At 59.8% G+C, this 25,493-nt stretch carries 19 protein-coding genes; 7 read left to right on the top strand and 12 right to left on the bottom strand.

Annotation, left to right across the window (positions count from 1 at the left end; genetic code table 11):
- Nucleotides 1-10: 10 nt before the first annotated feature.
- Nucleotides 11-778 carry an alpha/beta hydrolase gene (locus HWX91_RS24385; RefSeq protein WP_028195133.1) on the top strand — a complete coding sequence of 256 codons (768 nt, stop codon included), beginning with the start codon at nucleotides 11-13 and terminating at the stop codon, nucleotides 776-778.
- 386 nt (nucleotides 779-1,164) lie between these two features.
- Here the strand turns inward: HWX91_RS24385 and HWX91_RS24380 are convergent, their stop codons facing one another.
- Entirely contained in the window at nucleotides 1,165-1,671 is a 507-nt protein-coding gene (locus HWX91_RS24380; protein ID WP_028195132.1) for a winged helix-turn-helix transcriptional regulator, read from the bottom strand.
- Nucleotides 1,672-1,900: 229 nt separating this feature from the next.
- Between HWX91_RS24380 and HWX91_RS24375 the strand changes: the two genes are divergently transcribed.
- The 3 genes from HWX91_RS24375 (at nucleotide 1,901) to HWX91_RS40885 (ending at nucleotide 4,923) form a co-directional block, all read left to right on the top strand.
- The gene (locus HWX91_RS24375) at nucleotides 1,901-2,995 is read left to right on the top strand and encodes an NmrA family NAD(P)-binding protein (protein WP_028195131.1); all 1,095 of its coding nucleotides are present in this window, start codon (nucleotides 1,901-1,903) and stop codon (nucleotides 2,993-2,995) included.
- Nucleotides 2,996-3,065: 70 nt separating this feature from the next.
- A complete protein-coding gene (locus HWX91_RS24370; RefSeq protein WP_042274180.1) occupies nucleotides 3,066-3,671 on the top strand; it encodes a hypothetical protein in 606 nt (201 codons plus the stop codon).
- 70 nt (nucleotides 3,672-3,741) lie between these two features.
- A complete protein-coding gene (locus tag HWX91_RS40885; RefSeq protein ID WP_042274178.1) occupies nucleotides 3,742-4,923 on the top strand; it encodes an alpha/beta fold hydrolase in 1,182 nt (393 codons plus the stop codon).
- A 127-nt stretch (nucleotides 4,924-5,050) separates the two neighbouring features.
- Here HWX91_RS40885 and HWX91_RS24360 read toward each other — a convergent pair whose 3' ends face one another.
- The 7 genes from HWX91_RS24360 to acnA form a co-directional block, all read right to left on the bottom strand.
- A complete protein-coding gene (locus HWX91_RS24360; protein WP_028195129.1) occupies nucleotides 5,051-5,971 on the bottom strand; it encodes a proline dehydrogenase family protein in 921 nt (306 codons plus the stop codon).
- A 721-nt stretch (nucleotides 5,972-6,692) separates the two neighbouring features.
- Nucleotides 6,693-6,962, bottom strand: a complete 270-nt coding sequence (locus tag HWX91_RS24355) for a hypothetical protein (protein ID WP_028195128.1) — start codon at nucleotides 6,960-6,962, stop codon at nucleotides 6,693-6,695.
- Between the two features lie 591 nt (nucleotides 6,963-7,553).
- Nucleotides 7,554-8,303, bottom strand: a complete 750-nt coding sequence (locus HWX91_RS24350; protein ID WP_028195127.1) for a response regulator transcription factor — start codon at nucleotides 8,301-8,303, stop codon at nucleotides 7,554-7,556.
- 217 nt (nucleotides 8,304-8,520) lie between these two features.
- Nucleotides 8,521-10,152 carry a hybrid sensor histidine kinase/response regulator gene (locus HWX91_RS24345; RefSeq protein WP_162181281.1) on the bottom strand — a complete coding sequence of 544 codons (1,632 nt, stop codon included), beginning with the start codon at nucleotides 10,150-10,152 and terminating at the stop codon, nucleotides 8,521-8,523.
- Nucleotides 10,153-10,590: 438 nt separating this feature from the next.
- Entirely contained in the window at nucleotides 10,591-11,340 is a 750-nt protein-coding gene (locus tag HWX91_RS24340) for an ABC transporter substrate-binding protein (protein WP_028195125.1), read from the bottom strand.
- Nucleotides 11,337-12,620 (bottom strand): MFS transporter, encoded by a 1,284-nt coding sequence (locus HWX91_RS24335; protein WP_244144137.1) that lies wholly within the window; start codon nucleotides 12,618-12,620, stop codon nucleotides 11,337-11,339. The genes HWX91_RS24340 and HWX91_RS24335 overlap by 4 nt, the downstream gene beginning before the upstream one ends.
- Before the next feature lie 118 nt (nucleotides 12,621-12,738).
- Nucleotides 12,739-15,420 (bottom strand): aconitate hydratase AcnA, encoded by a 2,682-nt coding sequence (gene acnA, locus HWX91_RS24330; protein WP_042274172.1) that lies wholly within the window; start codon nucleotides 15,418-15,420, stop codon nucleotides 12,739-12,741.
- A gap of 178 nt (nucleotides 15,421-15,598) precedes the next feature.
- On the opposite strand from acnA, the gene HWX91_RS24325 reads away from it, so the two are divergent.
- Nucleotides 15,599-16,504, top strand: coding sequence for a LysR family transcriptional regulator (locus tag HWX91_RS24325; protein ID WP_028195124.1), 906 nt, complete (start codon nucleotides 15,599-15,601; stop codon nucleotides 16,502-16,504).
- Nucleotides 16,505-16,606: 102 nt separating this feature from the next.
- Here the strand turns inward: HWX91_RS24325 and HWX91_RS24320 are convergent, their stop codons facing one another.
- The 4 genes from HWX91_RS24320 to HWX91_RS24305 all read right to left on the bottom strand — a co-directional run bounded on the left by HWX91_RS24320 (nucleotide 16,607) and on the right by HWX91_RS24305 (nucleotide 23,232).
- Nucleotides 16,607-19,720 carry an efflux RND transporter permease subunit gene (locus HWX91_RS24320; RefSeq protein WP_028195123.1) on the bottom strand — a complete coding sequence of 1,038 codons (3,114 nt, stop codon included), beginning with the start codon at nucleotides 19,718-19,720 and terminating at the stop codon, nucleotides 16,607-16,609.
- Nucleotides 19,717-20,928, bottom strand: a complete 1,212-nt coding sequence (locus HWX91_RS24315) for an efflux RND transporter periplasmic adaptor subunit (protein ID WP_042274170.1) — start codon at nucleotides 20,926-20,928, stop codon at nucleotides 19,717-19,719. The genes HWX91_RS24320 and HWX91_RS24315 overlap by 4 nt, the downstream gene beginning before the upstream one ends.
- Nucleotides 20,925-22,406: an efflux transporter outer membrane subunit gene (locus tag HWX91_RS24310; RefSeq protein WP_052660640.1), complete on the bottom strand. Its 1,482-nt coding sequence runs from the start codon at nucleotides 22,404-22,406 to the stop codon at nucleotides 20,925-20,927. Before HWX91_RS24310 ends, HWX91_RS24315 begins: the two co-directional genes overlap by 4 nt.
- Before the next feature lie 148 nt (nucleotides 22,407-22,554).
- Nucleotides 22,555-23,232 carry a response regulator transcription factor gene (locus HWX91_RS24305; protein WP_028195122.1) on the bottom strand — a complete coding sequence of 226 codons (678 nt, stop codon included), beginning with the start codon at nucleotides 23,230-23,232 and terminating at the stop codon, nucleotides 22,555-22,557.
- A gap of 161 nt (nucleotides 23,233-23,393) precedes the next feature.
- On the opposite strand from HWX91_RS24305, the gene HWX91_RS24300 reads away from it, so the two are divergent.
- A complete protein-coding gene (locus tag HWX91_RS24300; RefSeq protein ID WP_028195121.1) occupies nucleotides 23,394-24,077 on the top strand; it encodes a response regulator transcription factor in 684 nt (227 codons plus the stop codon).
- A complete protein-coding gene (locus HWX91_RS24295) occupies nucleotides 24,064-25,437 on the top strand; it encodes a sensor histidine kinase (RefSeq protein ID WP_042274167.1) in 1,374 nt (457 codons plus the stop codon). Before HWX91_RS24300 ends, HWX91_RS24295 begins: the two co-directional genes overlap by 14 nt.
- The last annotated feature ends 56 nt before the right edge of the window (nucleotides 25,438-25,493 follow it).

The following is a 25,493-nucleotide window of genomic DNA, read 5'->3' as shown; positions in this document are numbered from 1 at the left end:
GAGATAAAAAATGAAAATGAAGTCCCGCCTCAACCGTATTGCCAACGCGCTCACTCTTTCGGCCGCGGTGTTTGGGTCAACTGCTGCTATGGCAGCGCCGATCAGAAATGTCGTCCTCGTTCATGGCTACTTTGCGGATGGATCGGGTTGGCAAGCGGTCGCAAAGATCCTGACGCGCGATGGCTATAACGTCACCGTCGTTCAGGAACCGGAAACGTCCTTCGCCGACGACGTCAAGGCAACAAGCCGAGTCGTCGACGCACAAGACGGCCCGAGCATCCTTGTTGGCCACAGCTACGGTGGCGCTGTGATCACAGAAGCAGGTAGCGATGCAAAGGTTGCGGGACTGGTTTATGTCGCCGCATTCCAGCCTGATGCGGGCGAAAGCGCAATGGATCTGGCCAGGAAAATGCCCGGAGCCTCCAAGGCAATCAAGGCGACCCCTGATGGCTATCTATATCTGGACCCGGCAAGCTTCCACGCCGATTTTGCGGCAGACGTTCCGGCTGCTGAAGCACAATTCATGTCGGTGTCCCAGGTTATGCCGGCAGCAGCGTCCTTTGGAACGCCCATCTCGACACCCGCCTGGAAAACCAAGCCGAGCTGGGCAGTTGTCGCAACCGCTGACCGGGCCATCAATCCCGACCTCGAACGGTTCATGACGAAGCGTGCCGGCAGCAAGACCATCGAGCTTAATTCGAGCCATGTGGCGTACATCTCTCACCCGAAGGAAGTGGCGAAGCTGATTGAGCAAGCAGCGGAGAATTCGGGCAAGTAACGAGGAATCAAATACATTGCGCGGGAATGGCTCTGATGAGTAGCCATTCCCGCGTAGTTGTCCCGTTACGCAGAAAGTTCTATCCGATCGAAACACGGCAAGATTCGGAGGATTTCAGTAACAAAACTACCAAGTGACGCGGAAGATGCAATGTCAACGGGATGGCATATGGGCGATTACTATTCCGGCAAAGATCCTTGGGCTCACACAGTAAAAAATCTTCCCTGGTCGACCCTGAGCCGCCATTCGGACCCGCGCAGTCGTAACGGCCGGTCCCGAGGGCGTAACTGCCTTTGAGCCGGCTAGTCTCTCCGCTCGGAGCTTCATGCACTCAGGCGAAGGGCCGTCGATAGGAGCTGCGTGTATCGCGAGAGATCTGGTTGTCCTCATGCTTTCTGGTGGCGGTGCTCACCTTGCGACAAGCGCCAGCGGAGCAGATCGTCTGCGCCGGGCCCTTCCGTGATAGCCACGTCTGCGGCGCTGAGCTGCTCACCTGTCTCTTGATCGATAAAGCTCCACCGCACCTCAGCCCCGGTATTCCGATTCACGAACTTCATCGGCGGCGCCGACGCTCCGGAAACGCCCAGGTTGTCCCCTATCTCGGCGAGCACCGGCATCACTGGAGCGATCTGCCAACCCTTTCTGGTCAACCGATATTCAAATCGATCCGGATTTACCTGATAGCGTCTGCGCTCGACGAGGCCATTGGCCTCCAGATGCTTGAGTCGATCGCTGAGCGTCGCGTTGGTGATGCCCGACGACTGGCGAAACTCATCATATCGACTGAGGCCGAGGACGAGATCGCGCAGGATCAGCAAACCCCACCGGTCACCGATCGCCGCCATGGCGCCGGCGATCGAGCAGACCATTCCGTCAAAACCCTTCGAACGCATGTGCTGTGTCCCTGATAGTCCGACGATTGTCGCCGGGTAAATCTCATTATAAGAGTGGCAATGGCCACGCAGAACCATTCCACGAGGCGCCACGGGCTCGTCCTTGTTCCGGGAACTGGAAAATACTTGCCGGGCAGGCCACTAACTCTTATTATAAGAGTTAGTGGCCTGCCCAGTGATGGACGCTGCTGGTCCGGATGCCCGTTCAACTAAACTTGAGGAAACAACCATGACTTCTCACGCCGCGTCCCGGATTTTCGTCGTTGGCGGCACTGGCGCGCAGGGCCTGCCCGTCATCAGCGCACTCGTTGCCGATGGCAAATATTCTGTCCGGGCTTTGAGCAGGGACCCAGATTCCCGGCGGGCCAAGGCGTTGCTCGCACTCGGCAACGTATCAATCCTGAAAGGCACATTCGCCGACGAAGCCGTCCTTCGGGAAGGCTTCCGTGGTTGTGATGGGGCATACATCAATCTCGACGGATTCAACACCGGCGAGAAAACGGAGATCTATTGGGCGATTCGTTGCTACGAAATCGCGCTGGAAGAAGGCATCAAGTTCTTCGTGTACGGCAACCTCGACTACGCACTCAAGAAAGCCGGCTACGACTCCCGCTTCCGCGCAGGCCACTATGACGGCAAAGGTCGCGTAGGCGAATGGATCCTGTTCCAGAACCAGACGAACCGGGACCGCATGGGCGCGGCCGTATTCACCACCGGGCCGTACATGGAGATGGCGATTTCGGCCATGACGCCAATGATGCCGATGATGGAGGACGGCGTGCTAACCTGGCGCGTGCCACTCGGCAACGGCTCTGTGCCCCACGTCGCATTGGACGATTGCGGCTACTACGCACGCTGGCTGTTCGACCATCCCGAGCGCTCGAACGGCATGGATCTCGAAGTTGCGATCGAGCAGGTCGAGTACCACAAACTGGCCGAGGCGTTCGAGCAGGTGACCGGGCATCCGGCGCGCTATATCGACACGGATCTGGACACGTACTGGAACGGCCCACTCAAGATGGCCGCGAGCCTGCCTGCCGGATACAACGCGGATCCGAACGACAAGAGCACGATGAGCTTCCGAGACAATTTCACCGGGTTCTGGAACATCTGGAAACACGGCGTGATCCAGCGTGACTACGCGCTGCTCGATGAAATCCATCCGAACCGCATCCGGACCGTCGAACAGTGGCTCCGGCGTGAAGACGAGCGCGGCCGGCAGCAAGGTAAGGGAAGCCTCTGGGAGCGTATGCAACCGGAAAACCTGTTCAGGTCGACGCCGCTTCTGAAACTATCCGAAGACGGTAGAAAGGGCGAACTGTAACGCTCCGACATCGCCTCCAGAAGGTGCCGCAAGCGGACCAACAATTTAGTTTAACTAATGGGTATTGACGATGAATCAGGTAGTTGAAATCGGAAAAAGCAGCGGGCCGCGCGTTTTGCTGGGGGTGCTGATCGTCTGGGGACTGGCTGTTGCCGCCGCTGCCGAAGCGGGTGTCTACCGTGCCGTCTACCCGCTGTCGCTCGCGGGCCTCATCGCTTTGGGAATCGCGGCGCCGGTCGTCGTATACGCACTGTCCAGAAGGTTTCGCGCATACATCGAGGCCATCGGGTTGCGGACGCTGACAGCATTCCACATCTGGCGCATCGCGGCCGCGCTGGTGTTCTTCTGGTACGGCGCGCATGACCTCCTGCCGGAGGCCTTCGTGCGGAACGCGGGATGGGGCGACCTCATCGCAGGATTGCTGGCGCTCGGCGTCACGCTGCTGCCGAAAACGCGCAACCGGTATCTGCTGTTCCACCTGTTCGGGTTTGCCGATTTCGTCGTGGCAGTTGGTACCGGGTTGACCTACTTCCTGCTTAACGATCCCCGCATGTCCGGCATCCAGACGCTGCCGATGGCCTTGATCCCGTTCTACGGCGTCGGAATTTCGGGGGCGAGCCACATCATGGCGTTCGACCTGCTGCGTCGCCGTCCAGGTCTGTCCAACGCCAGGTAAGCACGCTGCTGTAATGGCATGAGCCGAATCGAGGCGCACACGCCTTCCCTACCCAAGCAAGGAAATCATCATGAAGTCTCGTTGTACCCGTGCCGCAGCCAGCGCGCTGTTTGGCTTGCTGGCGTTCGGCCCCATGTTCGCGGGTATCGCATCGGCCCAATCCAATGCACCGTCCGCCGCATCCGCCAATGCAGCTGCGCCGTGGGACCAGCGCGTGAATCCGGCGGCTGTTCAGGCCGATGTCTGGTTCGACAATTACACATTCCGGGACGGCGAGACGCTGGCCCGGTTGAGGCTTCACTACGCAACGCTCGGCACGCCGCATCGCAATGTGCAGGGGGTCGTCGATAACGCCGTCCTGGTCTTGCACTGGACGGGTGCGGACAGCCGCACGCTGCTGAGTCCCACCTACACGAAGGCGCTGTTCGACCCGGGCCGTCCGCTCGACGCGAACCGCTACTATCTGATCTTTCCCGACAACGTAGGCCACGGCCAGTCGAGCAAACCTAGCGACGGACTGAAGGCGAAGTTTCCGAACTATGATTACGGCGATATCGTCGATCTCCAGCACAAGCTGGTGACCGAAACATTGGGCATCGGCCATCTGCATGCGATTCTGGGTATGTCGATGGGTGGCATGAACGCATGGCAATGGGCCGAGACGTATCCCGACATGATGGACGGCGCGATGCCGGTGGTCTCGCTGCCGATTACAGTCTCGGGCCGCAATTTGCTCTGGCGGCGTATGGTGATCGACGCGATCCGCTCCGATCCTGACTGGAAGAACGGGGACTACACGCAAACGCCGCGCGGCTGGATCGACGGTTTCAGGGTACTGCGGATGATGATCGACAGCGCGCCTGCGCTGCAGCAGGAAATTCCCGACGGCGCGGCGGCGGACAAGTTCCTCGCGACCGCCCGCTTTCAGGCCGAACACGTCGATCCGAACGACATCCTGTATTCACTCAAGTCGTCATTCAGCTACGATCCCGAGCCAGCGCTTCCCAGGATCAAGGCCAAACTCTTCGCCCTGAATTTTTTCGACGACGAGTTCAATCCCGACACGCTACAGGTCCTCGAGAGACTTGTTCCGACGCTTCAGCAAGGCAGGTACGCGGTGCAGAAGGGCACGTCATCGTCGCCGGGACATTTCACCATGACGCGTCCCGACCTCTGGGCGCAGCACGTAGGCGAATTCATGCGGTGGCTTGGCGATGTGCCCTCACAGGCAGGCAGTACCAATACCCAGTGACCCAGGTTATGTCCACGATGTACGGATCTGTAACGCCCGATTTTGAAAGCCTATGGGACAGTTGAACGTGGCGATAGAAAGGTCGGCCAGTGGCAGGTACTGGCCGACGCCGGTCCTGCTGTAAGTGCTAGCGAGCCCGGGCGCTACGTATCATCGCAGCCAGGATATATCCGGCAATTCGCGGATTCTCCTTAATTCGCCGCGTGCTGTAGCCATACCAGTCATGACCATATGGCACATAAACGCGGACGTGAAATCCTTGCGCAAGCAAGGCGTCACGCTGCGGTTCGCACACGCCTAGCAACATCTGAAACTCGAATTGCGAGCGGTCAACTCGCTCGCGTTGCAGCCAACTGGTCAACGCATCGATCAACTGTGCGTCGTGCGTTGCGATGCCCACAAACGATCCCGCACGTATCGCGCTCGATACGTGCCGAACGAAGTGCGCATTGATCGCGGCCCGATCCCTCGACGCACCGTCGACGAGATGCTCGGTTGACTCTGCATAAATGCCCTTGCAAATTCGCATGCGGCTCTTGCGCGCCTGCAGGGGAACGATGTCGTCATTCGTGCGCGTCAAATAGGCTTGCAGCGCGATCCCGACTGGATAACCGTCGGCTTCGAACTCCTGGAACGCGTCGAGCGTTTTCTGAGTGCAACTGATGTCTTCCATGTCGATGCACGCGCCGATTCCGTGCGATGCTGCCGCTCGCAAAACCATAGAGACGCGTGCCATGCACGCGTCTTCGTCGAGATGCAGTCCGAGGGCGGTCAATTTTATCGATAGCTCGGTGGGTTGATTTTCTGCACCTAGCGCTTCGACGAGATTGAGATAGTCGCGAGCCATCGAATCCGCCTGCTCGGGCGACGAAGCAGTCTCGCCCAGCACATCGATGGTTGTACGGAAGCCTGCTGCGTGGAGCGCGCGGATGCGCGTGCGAGCATCGCAGAGCGTTTCACCAGCGATATAGCGGCGGGAGATTTTACGGATTAGCGAACGGGGAACGAGCGGGATGGCGCGAGCCGCCATCGTATTGAGAATACGCATGTTGTGGTCTCATGAAAACGCAGTCGCACGAATCTGGATACAAAAAGTCGATTCGAGCAACATCACCGGACTGCCTATCACAACAGGTCCGGGACGAATGCCAAAGTGGATGCAATCACTGCATCGACACAGGCTTTCAGTGCGTTTTCGAGGGAGGCCAGGCAGCTGCGTACATTGTTCGAGCGAAGTCTTTTGCAGTTAACCACGGGGTGAGTCAAAGCCCGATTTCTCTACGTCAGTCAGGCATCGGGGATCGTAGCATGAACGAACAAACGGTGGTGACGAACCAATCCGGGCTGCACCGAAGCTTTGATTGTTGACGATTGGCGCATCCCTGTCGAGTGTCTCGAAGGCGCCGGTTGCAACCGCCGGGAAATGACGCTACTAAGCCGCCGCTGGCCTGGGGTGCAAGCTTTTGAACGGCGGCTCACGGTGAATGGGCCGAACGCGTAAGGTCGGCCAATAGTTGCCGTTCGCGCAACACACGAAGCCATCATTCCAACGGCCGGTCCACTCGGAACCGGCCATAACTGAAATTGAAGCAGGCCAGGTTTTACGCCACCTATGTGGTGGATCGCTTGCCCGTGGCGTTGTCGCGCAGTCGGCCGGCTGCTTCCCCGGTCAGTGCCATGCCGCTTTCGACCCCCATTCGGCAACTGTTCTATCGATCGTGTCCGTCGCTTCAATTTGCGAGCTGCCTTATCGCGGCATCGCGACCCAGCTAACTACCCTGATAAATATCGCAGGAGAGGCCCACTACGCACGGTTGACCGTCTCGGGTTTTGCCGTAACCGTTTCGTCCGCCCGGTTGGGCTCCAGAGTCCCACGTACTGCCGCCGCCCATCGGCATCACCTGCTGTGAGGAAGGGATTGGCTGCTGACTGGATGACTGGCCAGTGACGTCTGACGGTTGCATCTCCTGAGCGTCGGCCGCGCCGGCCGCGGTGAGCAGGAACAGCACGACGGTTGCGGCCGAGGGTTGCACTTTCATTTCTTCACCTTTTCATCATCAACGGGTTGCATGGCTCTCGTGCCCTCGGACCTTGGTTAGCTCCCACCGAAAAAAACGTTGCATTGTGGGTCCATCCGGCACGGTCTGGCATTTTTTGCACCAGCTTGTACCCGCGTGTCGGGCGTACCGCCGTACGCTTCCATTCCGGCAGTCGGGTCGGCTGCTTGTGTAGCGGCGTTTTCTTGGGGCGCGGGTTGAGACGCTTGCGGTGTGCCTTGCGAATGCGCAGCGCCGGCCATGACAAGCAGCACGACAGCGGATGCGACTATCAGTGGAGATTTCACGTTGGTTCCTTCATCTACGTTGAGTTTTCCATTCGTGCGATTCGTTATTCGCGTCGCGCACGAGTCAGGGCCGGTTCAGCTCATCACGACGAGCAACCGCTCCGGGTGCATTCGACGAATGCCCCTCGGCGTTGCTGTCATATTTATTCTTGATCAGGCGAAGGGCCGTCGCAACGCACATGTGTAGGCGGTGGACAGCAAAGGTCGGCGAAAGATGTAGGTACTGTGATCGGCCGATCCCGGTGACATGCCGGGTCGCGATCGATGGAAAGCACGCTGACCGAAGTCAGTCGGTTGATTGTCTGCCGGCAGCCGGCAAGCTTCGGTCAAGCACCGGATCCGTGACCGGCGGGACGCCAAGCTTGATCCCTCTATCCGCCAGCATGACGATGAGTTCGGTACGGCGCCGCAGATTGAAATGCGCAAGCAGATGACTGATGTATTTCCGTACCGTAATGTCTTCGAGCCCCATTCTCAGGGCGATCGTCTTGGACGGAAGTCCGCGCACCAGCCACGCCAAGGTTTCGAACTCTCGCGGTGTGAGTCCCAGTTCGGATGCATAGTTCGTTTCGGATTTAACTCGCGGCTGCGCATCCTCAGGTCCATTTTCGGAAACCTTGTCAGTGTTCATATCACGACTGAGGCTGGCAATGCTGGCGGCTGGCAGGAACACGCCGCCAGCGAGCACCGCGCTTACCGCCGCACGAAGCGCTTCAGGCGGCGACGATTTCGGCACGTATCCCATGGCGCGAAGCTGGATGCATCGACTGATCGTTTCCACTCGCTCATCGGCCGATATTACGATTACCGGTAACGACGGTCGCGACGCTTTGAGTTCGGCAAGCGCATTGAAACCGTTGCCGTCGGGCAGGTCGAGATCGAGAAAAACGATATTCAGTAGCTCGCCAAGCGCATGACCCACGCCTTGGGACAATGTGCTCGCGTGCAGCAACTCGATGTTCGGAAAGAGCTCCGTGAGTAGAAGCGCCAATCCGGCTCTGAACAGTTCATGGTCGTCGACGATCAGTACGCGCACTCCATCGTCTCCTGGAACTGTCTTCGCGCCGAGCTGCGATTGCGCATCGGAGGATGGCTAAACCGGTCGTGATCGTCCGATGTCTTCAGATCAGATAGTACACAGTGGCGGTGGATCTATATGGCGTCGCCTGAAAAGTGGCGGTTTTCGCCTATCATTAGACGAATCAAGCGTACCACGCGTACCAGCAGGACCACCGCGCTCGGGACGCTTGCAGTCACTGAACCTTCGCGAGATCGAGCTTCATCTTCCGCTGAGCGCTCATGTACCGGCTGACGTCCGCCAGCAGGTCTTTAGGGGGGGATGACTTACGCAATAGTACGAACGGTTCCGGGAAGTCGCGAAGGACCCGATCGGACAGCAGCTCACCGGTGATAAATGCGACGGGGATAACGCCCGCCCACGCGAAATGACGCCTGATCCGATTGGCAACCTCCTTGCCGGTAGCTCCGTCGCGCAGACGAATATCGGCGACGATGAGATCGGGAATGCGACTGTCGTCGGCAAGGATGGCCTCGAATCCAGCCATCGACTCTGCGGCGTACACGAGCGCGCCCGCGCTTGAGAAAAGACGCCTCAACCCTTCGAGGACAGTAGGGTCATCGTCGCATAGGAGCATGAACGTGCCAGTGAGATCGGGTGTGTAGACGTCGCCACCCTGAACATGAGCGCCGACGCTCGGGGTTGATGTCGAAACCGTCGCGTAAAGGGAAAAGCGCGATCCGCGACCTTCCACGGAGGCGAGACTCATGCCGTGTCCCGGCAGGATATGGATCGCACGCTGCACAATCGACAGCCCCAGTCCCAGCCCTTTTGAACGGTCGCGCCCCGGATTGTTGATCTGATAGTACTCGGAGAAGATCGCGTCCCGATGGGCGGGCGCAATGCCGATGCCGGTATCCCATACATCGACGCGCAGCCGTTCATTCAGTTGCACCCAGCCAAGCACAACGCCACCCGATGAGGTGTTCTTGATCGCGTTCGATACGAGATTCGATACGGACCGCTTGAAGAGTGATCGATCGGTTTCGATGGACGGCGGGTACCTTCGCCGCCCGGCGATTCTTAGAGCGATGCCGCGCAATCGCGCCGTCTCCCTAAATTGCTCGAAGACCTCGGTCAATAGACCGTGGGTATCGACCGGTACGACATGGGGAACATATGAGCCCAGTTCACTGTAGTCCTGAATGTCCTTGAACATTTCGAGGATGTCGGATGCGGTCTCCTCGATGACATCGAGCTCGCGATCAACGGCGTATCCGTCCCTGATCCTCGTCCGGGCGCTTCGAATGAAAAGATTGATTGCGGCGAGAGGCTGCTGGATGTCGTGATACGCCGACGAAAAGAATCGCTCTTTCTCCTTGACGAGCTCTTGCATGCGTCTGTTCTGCTCGTTGACCGCGCGCGAGGCCGATTCGACGCGCGCCTTGGCCGCGCGCAAGGTGCGCCGGTACATGAATTCGCGCCTCGCGGCGCGTTCCAGCGGGATGCTGAGCAGCACACCGACGACAGCCATCAACGGCACCATCGTGGCGTGTGCAGCCACCGACTCCATGCGCAGTTCGACACTCCCGCCGACGGGTTTGAAATAAAGCATGACCAGATAGCTGCAGACGCATATCCCCATTAGCCAGGCCGCCGTGATGACCCGAAGCCGAAAGGCCATGAATATCAGGAAAAGGGAAAACAGCAGCACCGGATAGACTTCCCGCCAGCCAAGGTCGCCCGGATAGAACTGCAGCATTCTCAGCGTGGCGAACCAGCAACTGATCGTCCAGACACTGAGCAGCCCGACGGCCCAACGCTCATCGAGTGCGCGCGGGGTCCAGAACAGCACGGGAATCGCCATGCCGATCGCTGCGGCGACTCGCAGCAGAATGAGCTCGTTGTGATGCAGATGGGCGGGATCGAGTACGTTTAACCGGGGGAAGTCGCGGATGGAAAATAGGATCCACAACGCGGTGAAGATTGCGATAGCGAGTCTGCGCTGTCCAGAGAAGCGCCGCGCGTAGTCCCACCGGAACGCGCGTTCCTGAGCCGCCGATCTGAACTTGCGCACCCTGAGGCCTGACGATCTCATGACGACGCTCGATCAGGAAATTCGCCGCCTGCGGATAGGGGCAGCGTGCAATCGAAACAGAATAGCAGGGTGTCATCCGAAGTTATATACACAAATGTAGCGTCTCGATGTGCCTACCTGATCAGGAGCACCTACATTCTTCCAGACTCGACTCCGGCACCCGGTCGGCCCTGACGCCGTGGCCACCCACGGCGTTCAAGGAGATGCTTATGAAAACAGTGCTCGATACGCCGGTGCGACCTGCGCGCCGACTATTCCGTGCCGGCTCAGGGCAGCGGCAACGAAACCGGACCGTTTCATTTCCTCGACAAAGTCGCACAGCACTTTCGCCGCTTCGGCGCCGCGCGTCTTTGGCGTACCCATCGCTTGCTGGATGACCATGAAACGCTCGTCAAGCAGCCGTAAGCCGGGCGTGACGCTGGCATCAGCCTCGAGTTGCTGCTTGACTCCGGCCGCAACGTCGAGATTCTGCTCAATGAAGGTTTGAACGACCGCCGGCGAGGTTGGAGCACGGAAGATCTCCGCGGACTTCAACGCTCGCGACAGGAACAGGTCATAAGCACTACCTTTGCCAACTGCTACCCGAATGCCGGGTCTGTCCACGTCTTTGTTACTCACAATCGGCGACGTCTCGCGAACGAGATAGAAGCCCTCGATCAGCACGTAGGCCGCAGTGAAGGCGATTGCCTGTCCACGTACCGGATCAAGCGCAAAAAAGCCGATGTCGGCTCGGTCGTCATTGACCGTCTCCACAGATTTGCCGGCCGCATCGTGGACGGCCAGTTCCAGCTTTACCGACAGCCTTTCCGCAAACGCACGCGCAAGATCGACTGATACGCCGGTGACTTCGCCTGTCACCGCATCGCGATTTGCGAGGATTGGATTTCCCAGATTGATCGACGCGCGCAGCTTTCCCGTAGGCGTGAACGCGTCGATGACAGAGTGATTGATGTTCATTGGTTTACCGATTCTGCTGCCTTTGTCGACGGCTGTTTTGTCCACCGGCGGTTTCCATGCGTCTCGGGCATCTTGACATAGACGATCAGCGAGATCGCAGCCCAGACGGATACATACCAGTAAAAATAATGTTCGTGTCCAATCGCTTTGAGCCGCAGCGCGACAAATTCCGTGGTTCCACCGAGAATGGCGGTCGTCAGCGCATACGGCAATCCGACTGCTAGCGCACGGATGCGCACGGGAAACATTTCCGCCTTTGCCAACATGTGGACCGAAGTAAATCCGCTCAGCATCACAAGTCCAGCAAACGCGAGCGTGAATGCGACCCATGGGTTATGGGTCACGCTTAACGCGTTGAACAGTGGCACGGAAAACAGCGTCGTCGAAAGTCCGAAGCAGATCAACACGGGACGTCGACCGAAGACATCGGATGCGTAGCCGAACAATGGCTGCAGGAACATGTAAAGCAGCAAGGCGCTGGTCGACGCGAGCGCCGATGTTTCCTTCGATAGTCCGACCGTGTTAACGAGGTACTTCTGCATATACACGGTGTAGGTATAGAAGGCGACCGTTCCACCGACCGTGATGCCAATCGCAAGTGCAATTCGACGCCAATGGGCCAGCAGTTGCGTCGAAATCGGCGGCGCAGTCTCCTGCTGGCTGGCACGAAAAGCATCCGATTCCACGACGTTCCTTCGCATGTACCAAGCGAAGAGAGCTAGCGCTCCGCCGACGAAGAATGGAATCCGCCAGCCCCACGCATCGATTTGCGCGGACGACATTGCGTGCTGCAGGACGAGCATGAGCGCGAGAGCGACCAGCTGTCCGGAGACAACGCTGACCTGTAGAAATCCCAGATAAAAACCGCGCCGGTTGGCCGGCGCAATTTCACTCAGATAGGTCGCGCTTGTGCCGTATTCACCGCCCATGCTCAGACCTTGCAGCAGCCGGGCGACAATCAGGATGATCGGCGCGAATACACCGATAGCGCTATAGCCCGGCGTGAGAGCAATCATCAGCGAGCCGACACACATCGCAGCGACCGACCGCGTTAGCGCTGACTTTCGGCCGTGTTTGTCAGCCCACAACCCCACGAGCCAGCTACCGAGCGGCCGAGCGACGTAGCCGACGGCGGCAATTGCCGCGGTGTTCATCAATTGCACAGTGGGCTTGTCGCTCGGGAAAAATGACTTCGCAAAGTAGATCGAGAAGATGCTGTACGTCAGGAAGTCGTACCACTCAATCAGGTTCCCTCCCAGTCCAGCCGCGATCGATCGCATATGCGGTCGAGTCGCGGTATGGGTGGCCTCGAGTGCATCGCGGCCAATACTGCTATTGTGCGCGGGTGTCATATTGTCTCCAGCATGTAATGAGTTATTGTTGGATTGGCGAGGCGAGTCAGGAAAGCTGTAGTTCTGCGCTTTGGGCCTGCCGGGCGAGCCGGTCACGCAGCACGTACGGCAAAATTCCACCATGCCTGAAGTAGGTTTCTTCGATCTCCGAATCGATGCGCGCACGCAGGCGAACTGTTGCCGTTTCGCCATTGCCGCGATGAACCACGAGATCAAACATCTGTCCTGCCCGGATTGCGCCCAGATCGCCGGGCAGATCGAACAGTTCGTCTCCAGAGAGGTGGAGGCTTTGCGCGCTGTCACCTTCTTCGAATTCCAGCGGCAAAATCCCCATCCCAACCAGGTTGCTTCGATGGATACGCTCGAAACTGCGTGCAATCACGGCGCGAACGCCTAACAGACGGGGACCCTTCGCCGCCCAATCGCGACTTGAACCATTGCCGTATTCGTTTCCCGCGAACACAATCATCGGGACGTTTTCAGCCGCGTATTTCGTCGCGGCCGCGAAGATGCTCATGCGCTCCCCGTCCGGCTGGTGTAACGTCACGCTTCCTTCCTCACCCGGAACCATCAGGTTGCGAAGGCGGACGTTCGCAAAGCTGCTTCGTACCATCACACGGTCGTGGGCGCGCCGGGAAATGTAGCTATTGAAGTCGCGCGGCTCAACACCAAGCGAGATCAGGAATTTCCCCGATTCCGATTCCGGCGGGATCGCACCGCCTGGATTGATGTGATCAGTCGTGACCGAATCGCCCAGGATCGCAAGCGCGCGCGCACCGCGGATTTCCCCGGGCTGCGGGATTTCGCGTGTTACTCCGTCGAAAAATGGCGGACGTTGCATATAGGTGGAATCGTCGGTCCACGTGAAGAGGTCGCCTTTAGGCGCCGGCAGCGATTCCCACAGGTTTTGCTCTGCGGTTGTCGCGTAGAGATTGAGCACATTTTCTGCGTCTTGGGCAAATGGCGTGACCTCGGCCATGTCCTCTGCGCTCGGCCAGATATCGCGCAGATAGACGTCCTCGCCTTGCAAACCCTTCCCCAACGGCTCGGTTTCGGGATCGAAGCCGATTTTCCCGGCGATAGCAAACGCCACAACCAGCGGAGGGCTCATCAGGAAATTCGCCTTGATAGCCTGGTGGATGCGCGCTTCGAAATTGCGGTTGCCCGAAAGCACTGCGGCAACGCTCAGGTTTCCGTTCTTGATCTGTTCGAGAACCTCCGGCGCAAGTGGCCCCGAGTTGCCCATACACGTGGCGCATCCATAACCAACCGCGTTGAATCCGAGAGCATTCAGATATTGCTCGAGGGCCGCCGACTTGAGATACGCGCTAACGACCCGCGACCCCGGCGTGAACGACGTCTTCACATGCGCCGCAGTTCGCAGTCCCTTCTGCACGGCATGTTTTGCGAGGAGTCCCGCAGCGAGCATCAGACGAGAATTGGACGTGTTGGTGCAGGACGTAATGGCAGCGAGCACGATATCGCCATGCTGCAGGCCGGTGGTGTCTTTATCGTCTCCGGTGTGAGAAGACGCAGCGCCAGGTAAAAGTGCGTAGACTGTTTTCTTCAGATTCGACAGCGGGATCCGGTCTTGTGGTCTCGACGGGCCTGCAACGCTCGGTACCACAGAGCCAAGATCGATACTGACCGTTTCGGTGTAGTCGATGTCGCCCCGAACGGGAATGCCGAACATGTTCTGCGCTTCGAAATAAGCCCTAAGCGAAGCCAGCTCGACGTCGGTTCTGCCGACAGATTTCAGGTACTGCAAGGTGTTGTCGTCGACAGTGAAGAAGGCGACGGTGGCGCCATATTCGGGCGCCATGTTGGCAATCGTCGATCGGTCGGGCGCAGCAAGGCTTGCCGCGCCTGGTCCGAAGAACTCTACGAATTTGCCGACTACTTTTTTTGCGCGTAACGCTTCGACGACGGTAAGTACGATGTCAGTCGCCAGGATTCCGGGAGCGGGCGTCCCCGTCAGTTCTACGCCAATCACGTCTGGCACAACAACGCAAACGGGCTGTCCGAGCATCGCCGCTTCGGCTTCGATGCCGCCTACCCCCCAACCAAGCACCCCGATGCCGTTGATCATCGGAGTGTGACTGTCGGTTCCAATGAGCGTGTCGAAGTACGTAATGCCGTCCTTCTGATGGACGCCACGAGCAAGCCATTCAAGATTGACTTGATGGATGATGCCGGTACCGGGCGGAAAGATACGGAACGATTCGAACGCATTGTCGGCCCATTTCAGGAACGAATATCGTTCGGCGTTGCGTCGATACTCTACTTCCATGTTCAAGCGGAGCGCTTCTGGCGAGCCTGCGTGTTCTACCGAGATCGAATGGTCGACGACCAGGTCAACCGGCACCAGCGGTTCGATGGTCGCGGGCTCGATGCCAAGTCCCGCAGCAGCTTCGCGCATCGCGGCGAGATCGGCCAGAAGCGGAACGCCGGAAGAGTCGGGCGCGACGATTCGGGAAACGACAAATGGCACTTCGTTGGTACGTTTGCCATGCGGCTTCCACCCTGCGACTTCGTGAAGATGGTGTTCGTGCACGGTCGTTCCGTCGAGATTCCGTAACAACGACTCGAGAATGATACGAACGGAATGTGGAAGTCGCGAAATGGTGCCGAAGCCTAGCTGTTCGAGCGCGCTGAGCGAAAAAAACTTGCTGTCGGGAAGTCCCGCGATGGGCAGGGGGCGCAATGCGTCTTTAGATTGAAAGCTCATGTATGTGCTCGTTGAGTGGGTCCAGGTGCTCGCCAATACCGGGATCATCGATTCAGAGTGTTTGTCCGTCGAGTTGCTACGGCGTGGTCGGCCATCCGAAGGACATGATTGAGCAGTCTAGGCAAAGACCTCCCTGGCGTCTAATATATTGAAATTGCACTCTCAATACATAATATGTATGGACCTGCGGCATCTCCGGTATTTCGTGGTCGTGGCAGAGGAGCTGCATTTCACGAAAGCAGCGCAGCGCATCGGTATCGCGCAGCCGCCGCTGACGTTCCAGATCAAGGCGCTGGAGACTGAACTGGGCGTGCAGTTGTTCGACCGCCAACCTGGGCGGGTTACGCTGACAGAGCCCGGCAAGATTTATCTAGAAGAAGTGCGCGCAATCCTGGAGCACGTGCGGATGGCGGCGCTGCGCTGTCAACTCAGTGCACAGGGCGTGACCGGCCGGCTCAACATCGGCTTTACCGAGTCCGCGTCGTTTCGCGGAGAAGTGACAAGTACGCTTCATCGATACCGAAGTCTTTTCCCCGGAGTCGATATTTCACTCGAGGAAAATCGCACTGGGCCGCTTCTGGATTCGCTGCGGCAGGGACGTATCGACATTGCTTTCGTGCGTCCGCCGACCAACACTGACGACGAAATCCGCTTTGTTCTGCTTTCGACGGAGCCTATGGTCGTTGTCGTTCCCAAAGGCCATCGAATGGAAAGCCGCGATGCTGTTTCGCTGGAAGAACTGCGCGACGAGTTGTTTGTGCTTTATTCGCGCACCACGCGCTCGGGGCTTCCTGAGATGGTGCTTTCGGCATGCGAAGCCAGTGGCTTCAATCCGAAAGTGGTGCAATATGCCCCGCAAATCTCGTCGACGATCAATCTCGTTGCCGGTGGGCTCGGTATTTCGATTGTTCCTGCCTGCATGCGCAGCAGCCGCTCCGACGACGTTTGCTACATCCCGCTGAGTGGCGATGGTGCCAACCTGGTTGCGAGCTTGGGACTGGCGCATCGGGTCAAGGGACTATCGCCGGCCGCACAGAATCTTTTGAAACTGATCCCCGGCGTTGGTGTTCACGAAAGCCACTAGCCATGTTCACAGGAATGTTAGCGGGCAAGACGCCGGGATGACGCGCTAACCATAGCGAGCGCGCCGGCAGTCGAGCACCGGCAGCGACGCGCCGCACCGCGCTCAACCTACCGATTCACGCTCAAGCATATCGCCTCTTGCGCGCCGTTTCGCCAGCCAATGCGACAGACGGTCGAACCACAGATGCACGACCGGCGTCGTGAAGAGCGTCAACATCTGCGAAACAATCAGGCCGCCGACAATGGCGATGCCAAGCGGCACGCGCAATTCCGCGCCTGCACCGTGGCCAAGCGCGAGCGGCAGTGCGCCAAACAGCGCGGCGAGCGTTGTCATCATGATCGGCCGGAAGCGCAGCACGCACGCCTGACGGATCGCCTCGCGCGGCGATAGGCCTTGCTCACGCTCGGCCACCAGCGCGAAGTCGATCATCATGATGGCGTTTTTCTTCACAATGCCGATCAGCAGAATGATGCCTATCATCCCCATGATCGAGAGATCCTGGCCGCACAGCATCAGCGCCAGCAATGCTCCCACCCCCGCTGAAGGCAGCGTTGAAATGATGGTGAGCGGATGAATCGCGCTCTCGTACAGGATGCCGAGAATCAGGTACACCACGACGAGCGCGGCCGCGATCAGATACGGTTCGCTCGAAAGCGAGGCCTGGAACGCCTGCGCCGTGCCCTGGAACGAACCCGTCAGACTGTCGGGCTTGCCTGCTGCGACTTCGGCCTGGTGAATCGCCGTCACGGCATTGCCGAGCGATTGCCCCTGCGCCAGATTGAACGAGATCGTTACAGCCGGGAACAACCCCTGGTGATTCACAGAAATTGGCGAGACGTTGTTTTCGATCTTTGCGAGCGTGTTGAGCGGCACAAGTTCATTCGTCAACGGTGAACGAACGTAGAGATGCGCGAGCGCGTCGGTGGTCAACTGGAAGCGCGGATCGACTTCCTCGACGACGTGGTACTGATTTAGCTGCGTGAACAGCGTAGCGATCTGCCGTTGGCCGAACGCATCGTAGAGCGTGTCGTCAATCGCTTGCGCGGTAATGCCGAAGCGTGAGGCGGTACTGCGGTCGATCACGAGCGTCGCGCTGGTCGCGGCAGCTTGCTGGTCGGACGTGACGTCGGCGAGTTGCGGCAGCTTCGACAGCTTGTCGGTCAGTACGCCCGCCCAATGATTGAGTTCGTTGATATCCGGGTCTTGCAGGGTGTACTGATACTGCGCGGCGCTGATACGGCCGCCCACCTGAATATCCTGGCGGACCTGCATCGACAGGGAAATGCCCATTACCGTTGCCAACTGCGGCTTCAGGCGATTGAGCACCTGCGCGGCGCTGTCCTTGCGCTGACCGAACGCTTTCAGGTTGATCATCACGCGGCCCTGGCTCACGGTCGGATTCGCACCCATCCAGTAATAGACGTTATCAACGGCAGGATCGGCTTCGATAATGTTACCCAGTTGCTGCATTTTCAGAGACATCGCGCGCGGGGAAATGTCCGGCGCGGCCTGCGCGACGCCCATGATCAATCCGGAGTCCTCCTGCGGAAAGAAACCCTTTGGGATCGCGATAAACAACGCAACTGTCGCGACAATCGTTGCGATCGTCACACCAAGCATCAGCCTCGCCCGATCCAACACCCAGTCGAGACCTCGCTCATAACGCCGCTCCACCGCGACGAAGCCTTTTTCGAGCCACGCTTCGAGCTTGCGCATGCGCGCTGCTTCATCGGGCTCGGGCAAACGGATCAGCCAGCCGCATAGCATCGGCGTAACCGTCAGCGAGACGAGCGCTGACATCACGATCGCCGCGCTCACTGTCACCGCGAATTCGCGGAAGAGGCGTCCAACAATGCCGCCCATCAGCAGGATCGGAATGAACACCGCGATCAGCGAGGTCGTCATCGAAAGAATGGTGAAGCGCACCTCCATTGCGCCGAGCAGGGCGGCTTTCATGCGGGGCACGCCTTCTTCGACATGCCGCATCACGTTTTCGATTACGACAATCGCGTCGTCCACCACGAAACCCACCGCGATGGTCAACCCCATCAGCGAAAGATTGTCGAGGCTATAGCCGAGCAGATACATCACGCCGAACGTGGCGACCAGAGACAGGGGGATCGTCAGGCTCGGAATGATCGTCGCCCATACGTTGCGCAAAAACGAGAAGATGACCATGACGACGAGCGCGATCGTCAGCATCAGCGTGAACTGCACGTCGTGCACCGATGCATTGATGGTCTGCGTACGATCACCCACCACGTGCAGATGCGCAGCGGCAGGCAGCGTTGCTTCCAGCGCAGGCAGCTTTGCCTTGATGTTGGCGATCGTCTGCACGACGTTGTAGCCGGGCTGCTTGTGAATATCGAGGATGATCGCGCGTTCGTGCTGAAGCCATGCGGCCTGCTGGTTGTCTTCGGCGGCATTCAGAACAGTGCCCAGATCGGCAACGAGAATCGGCGCGCCGTTCTTGTACGCGACCACCAGATCGCGGTACGCCGAGGCGGTCGTGATCTGATCGGTCGCGTTGAAAATCACCGAACGGTCCGGGCCGTTCAGGCTGCCCTTCGGCGCATTCACGGTCTGCAAGCCGACGATCGAACGCACGTCTTCCAGCGTGAGGCCGCGCGCGGTGAGCTTGTCGGGATCGAGCTGAATGCGCACGGCTGGCCGCTGCTGGCCGTGGAAATCGACGAGACCGACGCCTGGCATCTGCGAGATCTGTTGCGCCAGATAGTCTTCGGCGTAACTGTCGAGTTGCGTGAGCGTGAGCGATGGCGATGTCAGCGCGAGCGAAAGCAAAGTGAAGTCGGCGGGGTTGACCTTTTCATAGGTCGGCGGGTTCGGCAGATTCTTCGGTAGAGTGCCGCCCGCCGCATTGATCGCCGTCTGCACATCCTGCGCCGCGCCGTTGATGTCGCGCGACAAGTCGAACTGCACCGCGATGTTGGTCGTGCCCAGCGAGCTCGACGATGTCATCTGCGTGATGCCCGCAATCAACGAAAGTTGACGCTCGAGAGGCGTCGCCACCGACGTCGCCATCGTCTCCGCACTCGCGCCCGGCAACTTCGCCACGACCTGAATGGTTGGAAAGTCGACTTGTGGCAAGGGCGCGACCGGCAACAGGAAATACGCCACCGCGCCCGTCAGCAGCACCGCGATAGCAAGAAAACTGGTTGCAATGCGCCGGTTGATGAAACGTTCCATGAGGCTCATGACGGATTGTCCAGGTTGGCCTGGCTACCGGCTGTCTCAGCGTTGCCCGGTGCCTGGGCCACCGTCGGGACCGTGGTGGCCGCCACGCGCACGCCCGGGTTCAAGCGGCTTTGTCCGTCGAATACGACCAGATCCTTAAGGGCGATGCCGCCGCGAATTTCCGTCATTCCGTCGACCGTCACGCCCGTTTGCACCGGACGCATCTGCGCCGTGCCATCCGCGTTGATCACATAGAGCTGCGTGCCGTTCTGCGTGTTCACCACCGCGCGGCTCGGCACGGCGAGCCGCATCGTATCGGTGCGCAGCAGCACGCGCGCATTCACCAGCTCGCCCGGCCACAGCTTGCGGTCCTTGTTGGTGAATGAGGCCTTGAGTTTGATCTGGCCCGTGGTGGGATCGACCGTACTGTCGACGAACACGAGCGTGCCGTCAGCAAGCGCTGTGCTGCCGGAACGCGTGGTGACGTTGACTGGCAAAGGTGCGGCCGCCTGATTCGTGAGCAAGTCGGGGAGCACATCTTGCGGCACGGAGAACAGCACGGTAATCGGCTCCATCTGCGTCACGGTGACGATACCGGTCGTATCGGTGGGATGCACGATCGCGCCGATGTCGGCCTCGCGCGCACCGACGCGGCCGGTGAACGGTGCAAAGAGGGTGGTGAAGCTCAGTTGCAGGCGGTCGCTCTGCACCAGCGCTGCATCCGCCGCGACAGTGGCGGCGAGTGCCTCGACTTGCGCCTTCGCGGTGTCCACAGCTTGAGCGGTTGCCGCACCAATGCCGACGAGCTTCGAGTAACGCGCCAGGTCGAGTTTTGCGTTATCGAGCGACGCCTGATCCTTGCGTTGCGCCGCTTCCGCCTGATGTAGTTGCGCGGTGAGCGGCCCCTGGTCGAGCTGGGCGAGCAGCTGTCCTGCCTTCACATCCTGCCCTTCAGTGAAGGCTACGCGCTGCAACTGGCCATCCACACGCACTTTGACGTCCACGGTATTGAGCGGGAGGACCGTACCCACCGCCGCCACTCGAATCGGAAAGTCACGCTTCACCGGATGGCCGGCGTTGACCGGCACCGCAGCCGCGGGCTTCACCGCCTGGTGCTTCGGCCAAAACCACGCGATAAGAATCGCGACAAGGACGGCGAATACCACCACGAGCGGCGCGTGACGGCGCCCGCGGAGCGCTTCGTGGTTCGGAGAGTCAGCAGGTTTCATGAGTGGGAAGGCGCAGGAGTGGAAGCGGTGTTGCTATCGGTCACGCCGAAGCCGCCGCCGAACGCGCGAAACAGGCTCACCGAAGCTTGCAGGCGCGCGAGCCGCGCCTGTACCAGCGTGTCTTCGGCTTGATAAAGCGTGCGTTGGGCGTCGAGTACGGTCAAGAAGTCGATCGTGCCGAGCTTGTATTGGGTTTGCGCGAGTGTGGCGGCTTTACGGGCGGCATCGGCGGCGGTCTGGTCGGCGGCCTCCGCGAGCTGCTGCTGTTGCGCTGCCGAGAGCGAATCTTCGACGTCCTGCAATGCGGTTATCACGGCTTGCCGGTAATCGGCGACGCCCTTGGCTTCGGCGGCTTTGCTTGCGTGCAACTGGCCGCGCAGCGCGCCGCCGTCGAACAGCGGCGCGGCCAGAGACGTGGCGAGGCTCGCAAACGGACTCGACAGGAAATGCGAAAGGGACTTGCTGCTGAGGCCGCCGTCGGCGGTGAGCACGATGTTCGGCAGGAAGGCCGCGCGCGCCGCACCGACGCTCTCGTTAGCCGATTGCAGCTGCGCTTCCTTCGAGCGGATATCAGGGCGTGTTTCCAGCAGGCTGGCCGGCAGATTCGGGCGCGGCTGCGGAATGGCGATACTGACGAGCGCGGTGTCGTCGACTGTGAACTGCTCGGGCGCGGTGCCCACCAGCACGGCGAGCGCATGGATATTGGTGTCCAGTTGCTGTTGCAGCGCCGGCACCGCCGCCTGGAAGGTGGCGAGCGCATTGCGCTGCTGCTGCACCTGCAGCTCGGTCGCGACGCCCGCCGCCTGTTGCGCGAGCAACAATTGCAGAATGTGCGCGGCATCGTCGGAAATGGACCGTGCGATCGCCAGACGGCGGCGCAGGCTCTGCACCTGGAAATACGTGTCCGCCACCGACGCGGTCAGCGTCAAAGCCACCGTATCGCGATCGAATCCGGACGCGCGCGCAAGCAGGTCGGCCGCGCTGGCGTTGGCGGCGTTGAAGCCCCAGAAATCGACCTCGTAACTTGCTTCGGCGAAGAGGCTCTGGGTTTTGGTGGTCGAGCCACGCCCCTGGTGAGCGCGGTCGAACGTGGCGCCGAGCGTCAGCGACGGATACTGCGGCGCCCCGGCTTTTTCGGCGTTGCCGCGGGCCTGTTCTACGCTCGCAATCGCGGACGCCAGTGTGAAGTTGTTTTGCAGACTCCGATCGACCAGCGCATCGAGCGCGGGGTCGCGATATTCACGCCACCAGCCGCTTCTGACGGGGACGGTATCGGCGAGCGGCGAATTCGCGACGCCGTCGAAGCGCGGCGCGAGCGGCGTACCCGGCCGCTGATAGGTCGGCACGACGGAGCACCCGGCTAGCACGGTGAAACCCAGCGCACATGCTGCGGCGTATACGGCGGCGCGTACACCGGGATGAGGTGCACGAGGACTGACGACGCGCGAGAATGACGCCGAACGGGACAGTCCTGACATTGGAGAACGCTCCGGCAACATGGGAATGCCACCAGATTAATCAGCGGGTCCTGTCGGTGCTTTCGCCCAATGATTAAAAAAATTTAATGCGCCGCAACCCGCCTTCGGAGCGGGTGTGCGCGAGGTCATCCCTGTCGCCGGGAACATACTAAGGCGCCGGGTTCAGCACATAACCGGCACCCAGCACGGTATGAATCAGCGCCACCGGAAAATCGCGATCCACCTTCGCCCGCAGCCGATGCATGTGCATATCGATGATATTGCCGCGTGGCTCGAAATCGTAGTTCCATGCCGCCTCCAACAGCATGCTACGCGTCACGACCTGGCCCTCGCGACGCGCCAGGCATTCGAGCAACAGAAACTCGCGATGCTGCAGGCGCAGGTCGCGGCCGCCCCGGGTCGCGGTTCGCGCTCGGGTATCGAGTATCAGATCCGCGCATTCGAGCCGCTCGCTCATTCTGCTGCGATCCGCGCGCCGCGCGAGCGCCTCGATTCTCGCCAACACTTCGACGAAAGCATACGGCTTCACAAGGTAATCGTCGCAACCGACGCGGATACCCTCCACGCGTTCGTTCAGCCCGCCAACCGCGGACAGCATCAACACCGGCGTGGTATTGCCACCTGCGCGCAATTGCTGCACGAGGGCGATTCCGTCGAGCGCCGGCAGGAGCCGATCGGTCACAATCACGTCGTAAATGCCCTCACGCGCGTAGGCTAGCCCGGTCGCACCGTCGGCTACGGTGTCGACAATGAAACCGCTCTCGATCAGGCCGCGCGCAAGGAACTGGCCGGCGCGCGTATCGTCTTCGATCAGCAGAATTCGCATACGCTAAACGGGTTGATGAAGGCTTGCATTAAAATTCTTTAATGTTGGCGCGAAACGCCTGTACAGCTTCGCGCGGCATACTCGGGACATCAAAGGTACGAGCGTAGTGTATATGGCCGGCTCGTACAGGCTCGCAGCGCGCTCACTTCTGGAAGAAACGCATGTCGAACGTACTGATCGTCGAAGACGACGAGCAAACCTTCGCGGAGCTCGTTGAAGCACTGACCGATCACGGTTGCAAGGTGCAGGGCGCGCGCACGGGCCGCGACGGTTTGATGCTTGCGGTCGCCAACAGTTACGACGCCATCGTGCTCGATCGCATGCTGCCGGGCGGACTCGAAGGGCTCGGCATGCTGGCGGCGTTGCGCAGTGCCGGCGTGCTCACGCCCGTATTGATTCTGAGTGCGCTTTCCGCGGTCGACGAACGTGTGCGCGGTCTGCGCGCCGGCGGCGACGACTATCTGACCAAGCCGTTCGAGTTCATCGAATTGACCGCCCGCCTCGACGCGCTGATGCGACGGCGGGGAGCGACGCCCGGCGTGCAGGAGTATCAGGTCGGCCCGCTGCGTCTTGACCCGCTCAAGCGTGAAGTGAGCTTTGCCGGCCGTCCGGTTCTGCTCCTGCCACGCGAATACCGGCTGCTCGAATACCTGGTCCAGCACGAAGGGCAGGTGGTGAGTCGGACCATGCTGTTCGAAGCGGTATGGGATTACCGGCTCGACGAGCGGACTAATGTGATCGACGTGCACATCAGCCGCCTGAGGAAGAAGCTCGACCCGGACGGGACGGCTCCGATGATCGATACCGTGCGCGGTTCGGGGTACATGCTCCATGCGCCTGGCTGATCTGCACCGCACCACCGGCTTTCGGCTCGCGACACTGTTCCTGATGCTGTTCGGCGTGATCGCGATACTGCTGTTCGGCTACCTGTATCACGAGATCACGGGCTTCGAACAGGAGCGCATCGACGATTGGCTGATACGCGAACACGCGCAGTTGACACGCGAAGAGCCGGACGAACTGGTGGCGCGATTCGAACATCAAAACCAGTTCGATCCGCGCCACCAGCGCCCGTTCGGTCTGTTCGACGCAAATGGCAAACATCTAGCCGGTGGCTACGCGGGCGATCAGCCGGCTATCCCAATCTTCGACCAACCGTTTTCCATGCGGCTCGCGAGGCTGCCCGGCCACCCGCCCGCACGTTGCATTGCCGCTCGCGTGCCGGATAGCCGCGTCGCATTGCAATGCCAGAACACCCGCGAACTCGACCACTTCGACGAGGAACTGCTGCACGCGCTGCTGTCCACCGCGATGATCACGCTCGTGATCGGTCTGGTCGGGGCGAGTCTGATCGGCATATCGGCGATGCGGCGGCTGGATGCGGTGACGGCCTCGATCGAGGAAATCGTGGCCGGCAATCTCGGCAGGCGTTTGCCGGTGCAATCGAGAGGCGACGACGTGGATCGCCTCGTCGGCGTCGTGAACGGCATGCTCGACGAGATCGAACGACTCATGAACGAGGTCAAGGGCGTGTGTGATGCGATTGCGCACGATCTGCGCACACCGCTCACCCGGATGCTTAGCGGACTGGAACGTGCGCAGCGCCGCGCCAAATCCGAAGAGGAGTATCAAGCGGTAATCGATGAAACCGTTATGGAGATCGGTGGACTGCTCCGTACTTTCAACGCGCTGCTGCGCATTTCAGAAATTGAAAGCGGTGTGCGCCGCGCAGGATTCACGACGGTCGATCTGGCTGCGGTTGCCAACGACGTGTTCGAGTTTTACGAGCCGACAGCGGAAGACAACGCGCTCAGGTTTGAACTTCAGAAAATGACGTCCGGGCCGCTCGAGATCCAGGCCGATCCGAGCCTGCTGTTCGAAGCACTCGCCAATCTGGTCGACAATGCAATCAAGTTCGCGCCGCAAGGTGGCCTTGTGACGGTGACACTGCGGAACGACACAAGCGGTATCAGCGTCTCAGTCACCGATAGCGGCGCCGGCATCAATCCTGCGGAGTATGAGGCCGTCGTTCGTCGCTTTTATCGCGGTGAAGCGAGCCGCCATACACCCGGTAGCGGCTTCGGCCTGAGCCTCGCGGCCGCGGTGGCAAATATGCATGGTATGCGGCTGCAGTTCAGCGATACAACCGATGGCTTCGAAGCCTGTCTATTCCTGCCGCGCGATCGCGATGCCCAACACCTGTAACATGGGCAAATGGACTTGAGTAAAGCGGTTTTCCTTATCAAAGTCTGAAGGGTGTC

Source organism: Paraburkholderia fungorum (assembly GCF_902833645.1).
Classification (GTDB): Bacteria; Pseudomonadota; Gammaproteobacteria; order Burkholderiales; family Burkholderiaceae; genus Paraburkholderia; species Paraburkholderia fungorum.
The sequence above is the reverse complement of the archived record's forward strand: the minus strand, read 5'-3'. Positions and strand labels throughout refer to the sequence as shown.